The 12,687-nt window shown below is 69.3% G+C and carries 11 protein-coding genes; 7 read left to right on the plus strand and 4 right to left on the minus strand.

What is annotated here, in order from left to right:
- Positions 1-11 precede the first annotated feature (11 nt).
- From kdpF to BLS97_RS13430, 6 genes are all read left to right on the plus strand, one after another.
- A complete protein-coding gene (kdpF, locus tag BLS97_RS13405) occupies positions 12-113 on the plus strand; it encodes a K(+)-transporting ATPase subunit F (RefSeq protein WP_231988094.1) in 102 nt (33 codons plus the stop codon).
- Positions 113-1,774, plus strand: a complete 1,662-nt coding sequence (kdpA, locus tag BLS97_RS13410; protein ID WP_090476635.1) for a potassium-transporting ATPase subunit KdpA — start codon at positions 113-115, stop codon at positions 1,772-1,774. Before kdpF ends, kdpA begins: the two co-directional genes overlap by 1 nt.
- On the plus strand, positions 1,771-3,849 hold the full coding sequence (gene kdpB, locus BLS97_RS13415) for a potassium-transporting ATPase subunit KdpB (RefSeq protein ID WP_090476638.1): 2,079 nt from the start codon (positions 1,771-1,773) through the stop codon (positions 3,847-3,849). The genes kdpA and kdpB overlap by 4 nt, the downstream gene beginning before the upstream one ends.
- A 5-nt stretch (positions 3,850-3,854) precedes the next feature.
- Positions 3,855-4,517 carry a potassium-transporting ATPase subunit KdpC gene (kdpC, locus tag BLS97_RS13420; protein ID WP_090476640.1) on the plus strand — a complete coding sequence of 221 codons (663 nt, stop codon included), beginning with the start codon at positions 3,855-3,857 and terminating at the stop codon, positions 4,515-4,517.
- Between the two features lie 100 nt (positions 4,518-4,617).
- Positions 4,618-7,233 carry a sensor histidine kinase gene (locus tag BLS97_RS13425; protein WP_407938056.1) on the plus strand — a complete coding sequence of 872 codons (2,616 nt, stop codon included), beginning with the start codon at positions 4,618-4,620 and terminating at the stop codon, positions 7,231-7,233.
- On the plus strand, positions 7,233-7,913 hold the full coding sequence (locus BLS97_RS13430; protein WP_090476642.1) for a response regulator: 681 nt from the start codon (positions 7,233-7,235) through the stop codon (positions 7,911-7,913). The genes BLS97_RS13425 and BLS97_RS13430 overlap by 1 nt, the downstream gene beginning before the upstream one ends.
- A gap of 174 nt (positions 7,914-8,087) precedes the next feature.
- Here the strand turns inward: BLS97_RS13430 and BLS97_RS13435 are convergent, their stop codons facing one another.
- The 3 genes from BLS97_RS13435 to BLS97_RS13440 are packed head-to-tail and all read right to left on the minus strand — an operon-like array spanning position 8,088 to position 11,153.
- Positions 8,088-9,551, minus strand: coding sequence for a purine-cytosine permease family protein (locus BLS97_RS13435; RefSeq protein ID WP_197676167.1), 1,464 nt, complete (start codon positions 9,549-9,551; stop codon positions 8,088-8,090).
- Positions 9,552-9,579: 28 nt separating this feature from the next.
- On the minus strand, positions 9,580-10,371 hold the full coding sequence (locus BLS97_RS23530; RefSeq protein WP_157695405.1) for an AIR synthase related protein: 792 nt from the start codon (positions 10,369-10,371) through the stop codon (positions 9,580-9,582).
- Complete coding sequence (locus BLS97_RS13440; RefSeq protein ID WP_090476647.1) at positions 10,368-11,153, minus strand: GntR family transcriptional regulator; 786 nt, start codon at positions 11,151-11,153, stop codon at positions 10,368-10,370. Before BLS97_RS13440 ends, BLS97_RS23530 begins: the two co-directional genes overlap by 4 nt.
- A gap of 144 nt (positions 11,154-11,297) precedes the next feature.
- Here BLS97_RS13440 and BLS97_RS13445 point away from each other — a divergent pair, with 144 nt between their 5' ends.
- Positions 11,298-11,684 (plus strand): PLD nuclease N-terminal domain-containing protein, encoded by a 387-nt coding sequence (locus tag BLS97_RS13445; RefSeq protein WP_090476649.1) that lies wholly within the window; start codon positions 11,298-11,300, stop codon positions 11,682-11,684.
- Here the strand turns inward: BLS97_RS13445 and meaB are convergent.
- Entirely contained in the window at positions 11,669-12,634 is a 966-nt protein-coding gene (gene meaB, locus BLS97_RS13450) for a methylmalonyl Co-A mutase-associated GTPase MeaB (protein WP_407938057.1), read from the minus strand. The genes BLS97_RS13445 and meaB overlap by 16 nt on opposite strands.
- Positions 12,635-12,687 lie beyond the last annotated feature (53 nt).

Raw genomic sequence — 12,687 nt, forward strand, 5'->3', positions numbered from 1 at the left:
TTCACTTCCCGTTGGCTCTCCGGGGCAACGTCATGACCGTGGTGGCGGCCGCGGCCGCGATCGGACTGTTGGTCTATCTCTTCCTGGCCCTGCTCAAACCGGAGCGTTTCTGATGACGCCCTGGTTGTCCGCGGCCCTGGAGATCACTCTGGTCGTCGCCGTGCTGGCGATCATCCACGTCCCGCTCGGCGAGTACATGGCCCGGATCTACACCTCCGACAAGCACTGGAAGGTGGAGCGGGGGTTCTACCGACTGCTCCGGATCGACAGCCGCGCCGATCAACGCTGGTACACCTACCTGCTGTCCGTTCTGGGCTTCAGTGCGGTGTCGATCCTGCTCCTCTGGGCGCTGCTGTCCGCGCAGTCGTACCTGCCGTTCGATTTCGGCCGGGCCGGCCTGCCGAAAGCCCAGGGTTTCAACACCGCTGTCAGTTTCGTGACCAACACGAATTGGCAGTCCTATTCCGGAGAGACCGCGTTGGGTTACACCGTGCAGGCCATCGGTCTCACGGTCCAGAACTTCCTCTCCGGTGCGGTGGGCATGGTCGTGGTCGCGGCGCTCATCCGGGGACTGGTCCGTCGGCACACCGATCGGCTGGGCAATTTCTGGGTCGACCTGACCCGGACCACGGTACGTCTGCTGCTGCCCATCTCGACCGTCATCGCGCTCGTGATGGTGGCCGGTGGCGTCATCCAGAACCTGAACGCGCCGACCGACATCACCACGCTGGCCGGCGGATCGCAGACCATTCCCGGTGGCCTGGTCGCCTCACAGGAGGTGATCAAGCAACTGGGGACGAACGGCGGCGGGTATTTCAACGCGAACTCCGGACACCCATTCGAGAACCCGGCCCAGTGGACCAATCTCCTGGCCATCGTGCTGATGCTCGCCATTCCGTTCGCCCTGCCACGCACTTTCGGGCGAATGGTCGGCAGCATCAAGCAGGGCGTCGCCATTCTGATCACCATGGCCGTGTTGTGGGCCGGGTCCCTGACCACCACCCTGGTGCTGGAGGAAAGCCACGCCGGCGCCGCACTGCGCGCGGCCGGCGCCGCAATGGAGGGCAAGGAGGTCAGATTCGGCGTACCGATGTCCACCTTGTTCGAGGTATCCACCACGCTGACCTCCACGGGGGCGGTGGATTCCACCCATTCCTCGTTCACCGGTCTCGGCGGCGGCGCACTGCTGTTGAACATGTTGCTGGGTGAGATCGCCCCCGGGGGGACCGGATCCGGTCTCTACGGGATGCTGATCCTGGCCATGGTCGGTGTGTTCGTGGCCGGCCTCATGGTCGGGCGTACGCCGACGTACCTGGGCAAGCGCATCGGCGGCGAGCAGATGAAGTACGTCGCTCTCTACATCCTGGCCACCCCGGCCCTGGTGCTGCTCGGTACCGGTGTGGCGCTGCTGGTCCCGTCGGCCAAGAGTGCGGTCCTGAACTCCGGGCCCCACTCACTGACCGAGATCGTCTACGCGTTCGGCTCGGCGGCCAACAACAACGGCTCCGCCTTCGCCGGGCTGTCGGCCAACAACGACTTCTACAACATCGCCTTGGGCGTGGTGATGCTCCTCGGCCGATTCGTTCCCATCGCGATGGTGCTGGCCCTGGCCGGATCGCTGGGACGCCAAGGGTTCCGTCCGGACGATTCCGGGACGCTCCCCACCCACAAACTCCAGTTCATCACCATCCTCATCGGGGTGGTGGTCCTGGTCGCCGCTCTCACCTACCTTCCGGCGCTTGCGCTGGGTCCGATTGCCGAGGGATCAGCATGACCACGCCTGTTCTGCACCGACCGGCCGTCGCCGGTTCCCAGGACGCCGAGCCGCACCGCGTCGGGGCGGGCGTCTTCCGGCCCGCCAGCCTGCTCGCGGCGCTCCCGAACGCCCTGAAAGCCCTTGACCCGCGGGTGATGTGGCACAACCCGGTGATGTTCGTGGTCGAGGTCGGTGCCGCTCTGACCACGGCACTGTGCTTCACCGACTACAGCGCGTTCAGTGTCTGGATCGCGATCTGGCTGTGGCTCACCGTCCTGTTCGCCAACCTGGCCGACTCCGTGGCCGAAGGCCGCGGACGGGCTCAGGCGGCATCCCTGCGGGCCGGCCGGGACACCGCGGTCGCGCGCCGGCTGACCGGCGACACCGAGGAACAGGTCCCGGCTTCCGAGTTGCGCCAGGGCGACCTGGTGGTGTGCGAAGCCGGTGACACCGTCCCCGGCGACGGCGAGATCACCGAGGGCGTGGCCAGCGTCGACGAGGCCGCGATCACCGGGGAGTCGGCCCCGGTGGTCCGGGAGTCCGGCGGCGACCGCTCGTCGGTGACGGGCGGGACCAGGGTGCTGTCCGACCGGATCGTCGTGCGGATCACCGCGGATCCAGGTAAGTCCTTCGTGGACCGGATGATCGCCCTGGTCGAGGGGTCGGTCCGCTCGAAGACCCCCAACGAGATCGCCCTGAACATCCTGCTGGCCAGCCTGACCATCGTCTTCCTCCTGGTGATCATGGCGCTGCAGCCGATGGCGTCCTTCTCCGGCTCGCACCAGTCGATCGTCGTGCTGGTGTCCCTGCTCGTCTGCCTCATTCCGACGACGATCGGGGCCCTGGTCTCGGCCATCGGTGTGGCCGGCATGGACCGGCTGGTGCAGCGGAACGTACTGGCCATGAGCGGCCGGGCGGTCGAGGCGGCCGGAGATGTCTCGACCCTGTTGCTGGACAAGACCGGCACCATCACGTTCGGCAATCGTCAGGCTTCCGAACTGGTCGTCGCACCTGGGGTGGACATGGCCGACCTGGCGTCGGCCGCGCTCGACTCGTCGATGGCGGACGAGACGCCGGAGGGACGCTCGCTGGTGGACCTGTGCCAGAGCCGTTACGGCGCCGAACCTTCCGTCGGCGACGAGTGCACGTTCGTGGAATTCTCGGCCCGCACCAGGATGAGTGGCGTCGATCTCCCGTCGCGCAGTATCCGCAAGGGCGCCGGCTCGGCCGTGACAGCCTGGGTCACCGAACACGGGGGACAGGTCGGCCGGGATGTCATGGACGCGGTCGACACGATCGCCGGCAGCGGCGGAACCCCGCTGCTGGTGGCCGAACTGGTCGGCGAGCGCTCCCGCGTGCTGGGCGTCGTGCATCTGAAGGACGTGGTGAAGCCCGGTATCTCTGAACGGTTCGCCGAGTTGCGGAAGATGGGGATCCGGACGGTGATGATCACCGGCGACACCCAGTTGACGGCCCGATCGATCGCGGCCGAGGCCGGGGTCGACGACTTCCTGGCCGAGGCGACGCCGGAGGACAAACTGGCCTACATCCGCCAGGAGCAGACGGGCGGACGGATCGTCGCGATGACCGGGGACGGCACGAACGACGCGCCGGCGCTGGCCCAGGCCGACGTCGGGGTGGCCATGAACTCCGGGACGACCGCCGCGAAAGAGGCAGGCAACATGGTCGACCTCGATTCCAGCCCCACCAAGCTCATCGACATCGTGGAGATCGGCAAGCAGTTGCTGATCACCCGCGGGGCGCTCACCACGTTCTCGCTCGCGAACGACATCGCCAAGTACTTCGCCATCCTGCCGGCCATGTTCACCGGGGTCTTCCCCGGGCTGCGGGCGCTGAACATCATGAAGCTGGCCACGCCGTCCTCGGCGGTGCTGTCGGCCGTCATCTTCAACGCGCTGGTGATCATCGCCCTGATCCCGCTGGCCATGCGCGGAGTCCGCTACACCCCGTCCTCGGCGGCGAAGTTGTTGTCCCGCAACCTGTGGATCTACGGACTGGGCGGACTCGTCGTCCCGTTCGTCGGCATCAAGCTCATCGACCTCGTCATTTCCCTGATTCCCGGAATCGGCTGATCACCATGTCTGCAGACACCCTTACCCCCACCACCCCGACTCCGTCGGACCCCGGTGCGTCGTCCCCCTCGGTCGGCACGCTGGCCTCGATCGCCGGTCGGCAGCTGCTCGTCGGCCTACGTTTCCTGCTCGCCATGACGGTCGTGCTCGGCATTGCCTATCCCTTGCTGGTCCTGGGGATCGGCCAGCTGATCGCCCCGGCCAAGGCCAACGGATCGATGGTCTCGGTCAACGGCACCACTGTCGGGTCGAGCCTGATCGGTCAGAACTTCACCGGCGCCAAATGGTTCCAATCGCGGCCGTCGGCGGCCGGCGCCGACGGATACGACCCGACGTCCTCCGGTGGCAGCAACCTCGCCGCCGACAGCGCGGTGCTGGCCAAGCAGGTGCAGGACCGGCGGGCGGCGGTGGCCAAGGCCGACGGGGTGCCCGAGTCGGCCGTGCCGCCGGACGCGGTCACCGCCTCCGGCTCCGGGCTCGACCCGGACATCAGCCTGGCCTATGCACTCATCCAGGTCGATCGGGTGGCCAAGGCCCGCGGGCTGTCGCTCGCCGTCGTGCGGAATCTGGTCGAGTCCCACGTCGAATCCAAGGTGCTCGGCTTCATCGGGCAAGGCGGAGTCAACGTGCTCGAACTGAACGTCGCGGTCGACCGCCTGGCCGGCTGACCGCGATGGAGCGACCGCCGTCCGGCACAGTGGAGGCAGCAGCGCTCGCGCCGTCGGATGTCGAGTGCTGGAATCGGGAGAGAGGCAGGATGGGGCGGTGATCGAGGAGGGCAGCGTTCCGGCGTCCAGCGGCAGTGCCCGCACGTCGACCGAGCGCCCGGCGGCGCGCGGGCGGCTGCGGGTCTACCTCGGTGCCGCGCCGGGGGTGGGCAAGACCGTGGCGATGCTCGGCGAGGCGCGCCGCCGCCGGGAACGGGGGACCGACGTCGTGGTCGGCATCGTCGAGGACCACGGACGCGACTACACCCGTGAATGCCTGGGCGACCTCGAGGTGATCCCGCGGCGAACACTGGAGCACCGGGGCATCACGCTGACTGAACTCGACCTTCCCGCGGTGCTGGCCCGCCGTCCGGCCGTGGTCCTGATCGATGAGCTGGCGCACACCAACGCCCCGGGCATCGGTCACGAAAAGCGTTGGCAGGACGTGCAATCCATCCTGGACGCCGGGATCGACGTGATCACAACGGTGAACATCCAGCATCTGGAGTCACTGAACGACGTGGTGGCCGGCATCACCGGGATCGTCCAGGCCGAGACCGTGCCCGATGACGTGGTGCGGGCGGCCGACCAGATCGAGCTGGTCGACATGAGCCCGCAGTCCCTGCGGCGGCGGATGGCCCACGGGCACGTCTACCCGGCCGGAGCCATCGACACCGCGCTGGGCAACTACTTCCGCGAGGGCAACCTGACCGCGCTGCGGGAGTTGGCTCTGCTGTGGGTGGCCGATCGGGTCGACGAGGGGCTGGACCGGTACCGCCGCGAGCACGGCATCACCGGGACGTGGGCCGCCCGTGAGCGCATCGTGGTGGCGTTGACCGGAGGTCCGGAGGGGCCGCTGCTGCTACGACGGGGGGCGCGGATCGCCGGCCGGGCGACCGGTCGGGACCTGGTGGCCGTGCACATCGTCCGGTCCGACGGTTCGATGGGCGCCCCCACCGGCGAGATCGAGAGCCAGCGCCTGCTGGCCGAGAGCCTCGGCGGCAGCTTCCACCTCATCGTCGGGGACGACATCGCGGCCTCGGTCCTGGATTTCGCCCGCGGTGTCAACGGGACGCAGATCGTCGTCGGAGCCTCCCGCCACGGTCGGCTCACCCAGCTGGTGCGCCCCAGCACATCGATGGCCATCGTCCGTGGGTCGGGCGACATCGACGTGCACGTGGTGACCCACCAACCGATGCCGCGGCCGCCGGGCCGAGCCCGCCGTCGGGCCAGTGTCCGGACCCGCTGGGCGTGGGCCGCCGTGGTCGGCGTGCCGGTGCTGCTGGCCGCCGTGATGCGGCTGTTCCGGGAGGGATTGAACCTGCCGACCGTGCTGCTGATCTTCCTGCTCGGGGTGCAGACCACCGCCTTGATCGGGGGCGTACTGCCGGCCGCGATCACGGCGGTGGTGGCCGGTGTACTGGCCAACCTGCTGTTCACCCAGCCGTACGGGTCGCTCACCATCGCCGAACCGCAGAACGCGTTCGCCCTGCTGGTATTCGTCGTCGTCGGGGTGACGGTGGCCAGCATCGTCGATCGGAGCCGGGCCGCCGCCGCGCAGGCCGCCCGCGGTCAGGCCGAGGCGCAGCTGCTGGCCGCGGTGGCCAACACGATGGCGTTGCCCGGCGATCCTCTCACCGCAGTGCTGGAGCAGGCCCGGATCGGATTCGGCATGCGTCGAGCGGTGCTGGTCCGGAGCGGTCCGGGCACGACCCGACCGGATCCCCGTGTCCTCGCGGTGGCCGGTGACACCATGCCGGATCCCGATGATCCGTTGGCGGGCGCCGATGTCGTCGTCGACGCCGACGGGGAGGAAGGACTGGTGCTGGGCCTGTTCGGGCATCCGCTGGTCGCCGCCGACCAGCAGCTGGTCGACGTGGTGGCGGCCCAGGTCGCGCTGGCCCTGGAACGCAGCGAGCTGGAGGCGGAAGCCGCGCAGGCCGAGCGACTCCGCCAGTCGGACGTGGTCCGGACAGCGATCCTGGCCGCGGTGTCCCACGACCTGCGGACGCCGCTGGCCACCATCAAGGCGTCCATGTCCAGCCTGCGGGACGGCGCCGTCACCTGGTCGGCGGAAGACCGGGACGACCTGCTCGCCGCCACCGACGAAGCGGCCGACCAGCTGGATGGGCTGCTGTCGAATCTGCTCGACCTCTCCCGGTTGCAGACCGGTGTCCTGGCGCCGGTGCGACGCCCGGTGTCGGTGGACGAGGTGGTGTACCGGGCCCTCATCGGTCTGCCCACGGCCCGTCTGGACGTCGAGATCAGCGACGACCTGCCGCTCATCGACACCGACCGGGGGCTGCTGGAACGGGTCGTCGCGAACATCGTGTCGAACGCGGTCAGCCACAGCGCGGACGGGAAGCCGGTGCGGATCCTGGCCGGTGAGGTGCCAGGGGCGGCCTCCATCCAGATCCGCGTGATCGACCACGGCGCCGGTGTCCCGGAGGCTCAGCGCGAGGCGATGTTCGCGCCGTTCCAACGACTCGGGGATGCCCCGTCAGGCTCCGGCATCGGGCTCGGGCTGGCGGTGGCCCGCGGGCTGGCCCTGGCCGTGGACGCCTCCATCGAGGTGGACGACACTCCGGGGGGCGGATTGACGATGATCATCACCGTGCCGATCGCCGGACGCGACGAGCAACCGGCCTCCGGCCGATCCGAAGGGGAGGCGGTCTGATGAACCGGGTACTGGTGGTGGACGACGATCTGGCTCTGGCCCGCGCGCTCGGGATCAACCTGCGCGCCCACGGCTACGAGGTCACCGTCGTGCACGACGGACGGGCCGCCCTCGACCGCGTCGCCCATCTCCATCCGCAGGTGGTGATCCTCGACCTCGGGCTGCCCGACATCGACGGAGTGGAAGTGCTGCAAGGCATTCGCGGCTGGTCGAGCATCCCGGTGATCGTGCTGTCGGCCCGATCGACCTCGGCCGAGAAGGTCGAGGCGCTGGACGCCGGAGCCGACGACTACGTCACCAAACCGTTCGGCATGGCCGAGTTGCTGGCCCGGGTCCGCGCCGCCGTTCGACGCGGCGCGCCGGCCAGCGGCGAGGTGCTGGAACCCGTGGTGACGCCGGACTTCACCGTCGATCTGGACGCCCACCGGGTCCTGCGGAACGGCGAGCCGGTCAAGCTCACGCCGACCGAGTGGTCGATGCTGGAACTGCTGGTCCGCCACGCGGGCAAGCTGGTGCCCGGCAAGCAGTTGCTGGTCGAGGTCTGGGGGCCGGCGTACGAGACGGAGACGCACTACCTGCGCGTCTACATGGCCCAGCTCCGCCGCAAACTCGAACCGGACCCGGCCAAACCCAAGTACCTGATCACCGAAGCCGGTGTGGGCTACCGGTTCCAGCCCTGACCTGCGTGCGGGGCGCAATTCACCGGACACGTGTCGGCCGCGCCGCTAGGTTCGGCCGGTGACGAACGACGACCGGATGCAGGACGAGCGAAGTACGGACGCCCTGTGGACGGAACTAGGGATCAGCTTGAACTGAACCGCGGGGCCGGTCGTCACCGGGAACGACCGCTGCCGTCAGACGCTCTCCTGCGTGCGGACCCGACGCCGGTTCAGCGCCAGATAGCCGACGAAGCCGATGGCCAGCGAGATGACGACGCCGAGGTTGGCGTTCGCCCAAGTGCCGTTCTTCGGGCCAAGGTGCAGCGGGGCGAGCAGGTATCCCTGCCAGGCCAGCCATTCGGCCGTGCTGACCACCAGCCCGAAACCGACGCCCGACCCGAGCAGCATCAGCGCGACCGCCGAGACGTTGGCCGCACCGTAGCGGCCTCGGGACGAGTACAGGTCGGCCTCGGCGTAGTTGCGGCGGCGCAGCAGCATGTCGGCCAGGAAGATCCCGGTCCAGGCGGCGATCGGCACGCCGAGGGTGATGAGGAAGCCGGTGAACGAGCCCAGGAACGATCCCGCGGCGATCCACACCAGGTAGACGGTGCCGAGCACCATGATCACCACGTCGATCGAGACCGCGATGTGCCGCTTGGTCTTCAGACCGAGGCTCAGCAGGGCCAGACCTGACGAATAGATGTCCAGGACCGCGCTCCCGATCAAGCCGAGCAGGGCGACCAGGATGAACGGGACCAGGTACCAGGTCGGCAGGATCGTGCCCAGGCCGCCGATCGGGTCGTTGCCGACCGCGGTCAGCAGAGCCGGGTCCGAGCCGGTGAGCAGCAATCCGTCGAGGATCAGCAGCACCGGGCCGACACTCGCCCCGAAAGTGGTCCAGCCGACCACGCTCGAGCCGCGGACCGACGTCGGCAGGTAGCGGCTGTAGTCGGCAGCGGTATTGGCCCAGCTCAGCCCGAAGCCGGTGAAGGCGAAGATGACCGCGCCGACGAAGGCCGCGACCCCGCCGGTCGGGAGCGATTTCAGGGCCGACGGGTGGATGTGGGACGCGGTGATGATCACGAACCCGATGGTCAGCAGGATCATCAGGTAGGTGATCCACTTCTGGAATCTCATGATCACGTCGAAACCGAGCGTGCCGGCCACCGCGATCACCCCGGCCACCACGACGAACGATCCGATCTTGGTTGCCGTGCCGGTGCTCCAGCCGAGCCGTTCGAAGATCACCCCGACCGCCGAGATGGCCAGCACCATGGTGACGATCTCCCAGCCGACCAGCAGCAGGTAGCTGACCAGCGACGGCAGCCGGTTGCCGAGCACGCCGAACGGGGCGCGGGAAAGGATCATGGTCGGCGCCGAGCCGCGCTTCCCGGCCAGCGCCGAGAACCCGACCAGCAGGAACGAGCCGATGATGCCGATCACCCCGGCGACCAGGGCCTGGAGGAACGAGACCCCATGGAACAGCAGGTACGCGGCGTAACCCATGCCGAGCACGCCGACATTGGCCGCGCACCACGGCCAGAACAGGTTGGACGGCTTGCCCTTTCGCTCGACCGGGTCGATGACGTTGATGCCGTTGAGTTCCAATATCGGCGCCGAGACGCCCGAGCGTTCGATCTCGGGGTGGACGGTGGTCACAGGTGGATCCTTTCGCAGATGACTTCGATCAGGTCGGGGGCGACGAGGACAGCTTCCCGATGACGGTGACCGGCAGATCCGCGCGGATCGCGCGGAGGCCGACAAGTGCGCCGGAGGAAAGTGATACCAGGACGCAGGAAGCGGGACCGCCCGATGCGTGCACATCGAACCCGCTGTCCTGCCCGCTATGTCGGTCGTCGATCTGATGTCGGAGACCGGCCGTGGCGGCCAGGGCGGCGAACTCTGCGGCCACGCCCCGGGATCCGACCGGCAGGACCTCCCGCACCCCGGGCATGTGCAGCACGCGGACGACCTCGGCCACGGTGGGCATGGCGCGGTCGGCGGGCGTCAGGGTGTGCGCCGGAGCCGACCGCGGAAGACCGAGGCAGACCACGATGTCGCCGGCTCGACTGCTCCCGCCCCGCAGCCGGCCCGCCTCGGCGATCCCGACGACGGTGACCCCGACGGCGGTGCTGGTGGTGGTGACGTTGTCCTCGGTCGATCCGGTGACCGCCCCCGCATCGAGCCCGAGTTCACGCGCCAGATCGCTCATCGCCGCGATCATCGCGTCCGCCACCGGCCCGGTTTCGAAGCACAAGTTGTTCACCACCAGTCGCGGTACGGCGCCCGCGGCCAGCACCTCCAGGACGGGCGTCCGGGCGGCGAAGTAGCCCACTGTGTAGGGATCGGCGGCCACCGTGTCGCCGGGCTTCGGTCCGATGCCACCGACCGAGTCGCAGGCCACCACCATGGTCGACCCGTCGGGCAGGGCCAGGGTCGTCACGTCGCGGATCCGCCCGGTCACGGCGGTGCCGGTCACGACGGGACCGCCGGATCCAGCGGCCGCGCGCCATCAGGCCTCCGGTTGACGAAGGTGAATCGATCCGCGCGGAGCAGTGTGCGGGCGAACTCCAGCGGTCTCCCGTCGGCGGCGTAAGTGGTCCGTTCGAGACCGAAAGCCGGTACCCCGGAACGATTTTCGAGATGGCGGGCGGCGGCCGGGTCGAGGCCGACGGCCGAGAGCCGTTCGGCGGCGTGGTCGGGCGCGAAACCACCGTCCCGGCCAAGGGTCTGGAAGAGCGACTCGTCGCCGAGCGGTTCGTCGAGCAGGGGTCCGGCCGTGGACGCCGGCAGCCAGGACGTCTCCAGGCTGCTCGGGATCCCGTCGATGTACCGGACCCGGACCAGGCGGACGACGCGGTTCGCCTCGTTGGGCACGCGCAGCGCGGTGAGCACGGCCGGGTCGGGCGCCGCGAACCCCGCACTGAGGACCCGGGTGTGCCAGTCGCGACCCTGGTCGCTCAGGACCGAGGAGAACCCGGTCAGCGTGACCGCGGCCGCCGTCACCCGGGGCGGCGCCACGTAGGTGCCCGAACCGTGACGACGGATCAGCCGTCCCTCGTTCTCCAGGGCCGAGGTGGCGTGTCGCACGGTGATGCGGGAGACCTCGAGCAATTGCGCCAGGGCACGTTCGGTCGGAAGTCGGTGCCCGGGCGGCAGCGCCCCGGAGTCGATCAAGGTCCGTAGCTGGTCGCGGACCTGGGCGTAGGCCGGACGGTCGCCGGTCGTCGGCCGGAGGGTGGCGAAGAGGCCGAGTTCCACCTCATCCTCCGTCCGGCAAATGGGCTCAAGTGGGATGAGAGTAGAACTCGAGCGAACGCCGGGTCAAAGCAACCGCGACGCGGGCCCGTCGATCTGCCATGATGACCTCGTCGTAGTCATGGGCGGGGTACAGGAGGGGACCGGATGTTGTACCTGGATTCGTTCGTCGGGCTGGCGCTGATGGCGCTCTGGATCTTCTGTGTCGTCGACGTCATCATGACTCCGGACGGCGCGACCCGGAACCTGCCGAAGATGCTCTGGCTGCTCCTGGTGATCTTCTTGTTCGAGATCGGGGCCATCATCTGGCTGATCGCCGGCCGGCCGCGGTCCGGGACCGCGCGCGATCGGGGCGCTGGCCGGGGTTTCTACGCCGGCGCCCGGGCGCAGGGCTTCCCGGAGTACGAACGACTCGGCCGATCCACGGTCGATGATCCGGAGGCCGACGCCGAGTTCCTCCGTCAGTGCCGGGAGCGGGCGCAGGCCCAACGGGCCCGGTACGAGCAGAGCAAGAAAGATCAGTCGGAGTCGTAAGCGGCCAGCAACTGGTCGGCGGCGGCGGCGGACGACACCCGGCCGGCCGCCACGTCTTGCGTGATCCGGTCGCGGATGGCCGCGATGTGCGGCGAGTTCCGCAGCCGCTGATCGAGTTCGTCGCGGACCAGGGTCCAGGTCAATTCGACCTGCTGCCCGGCGCGTTTCCGAGCCAGACCGGCGACCGTCAGCCCCGTTCGGTGCGCCATGACGGCCGCCCACAGCTCCTCGATCCCGGCACCGGTCAGTCCGGAGCAGGTCAGGACGGACATCCGGGCGTCCTTCCCGCGGACCAGCCGGACCGCGCCGGCCAGGTCGCGGGCGGTCGCCTCGGCCTCGACGAGGCGCTCGCCGTCGGCCTTGTTGACCGCGATGACGTCGGCCAGTTCGACGACACCTTTCTTGATGCCCTGCAACTGATCTCCGGTGCGGGACAGGGCCAGCAGAAGGAAGGTGTCGACCATCGACGCGACCGTCGTCTCCGATTGCCCGACCCCGACCGTCTCGACGATCACCACGTCGAACCCGGCCGCCTCGAGCACAGTGATGGCCTGCGCGGTCGACCGCGCAACGCCGCCGAGCGTCCCGGCGTTCGGAGACGGCCGGATGTAGGCGTTCGGGTCGGCCGACAGCCGGGGCATTCTGGTCTTGTCGCCGAGCACGGAGCCGCCGGTCCGGGTGCTGGACGGATCCACGGCCAGGACGCCGACGCGGTGACCGGCGGCGGTCAGGTGCGTGCCGAGGGCCTCGATCAGGGTCGACTTCCCGACCCCCGGCGCGCCCGAGATCCCCACTCGCACCGCCCCTCCCGCGTGCGGTGCGAGCAATGCGTAGAGCTCCCGGGCGGCCACGCGGTGGTCAGGACGGGTGGACTCCATCAACGTGATCGACCGTGACAGGGCGGCCCGAGCGGGCCCGTCGCCGTGCCGGCCGATGACGAGCGCGGCCAGCGTCTTCGGGTCGGGCGCGGTCACGGCCGGCGGTCGCGGAGGCCGAGGGCGGC

Source organism: Nakamurella panacisegetis, assembly GCF_900104535.1.
Taxonomy (GTDB): Bacteria; Actinomycetota; Actinomycetes; order Mycobacteriales; family Nakamurellaceae; genus Nakamurella; species Nakamurella panacisegetis.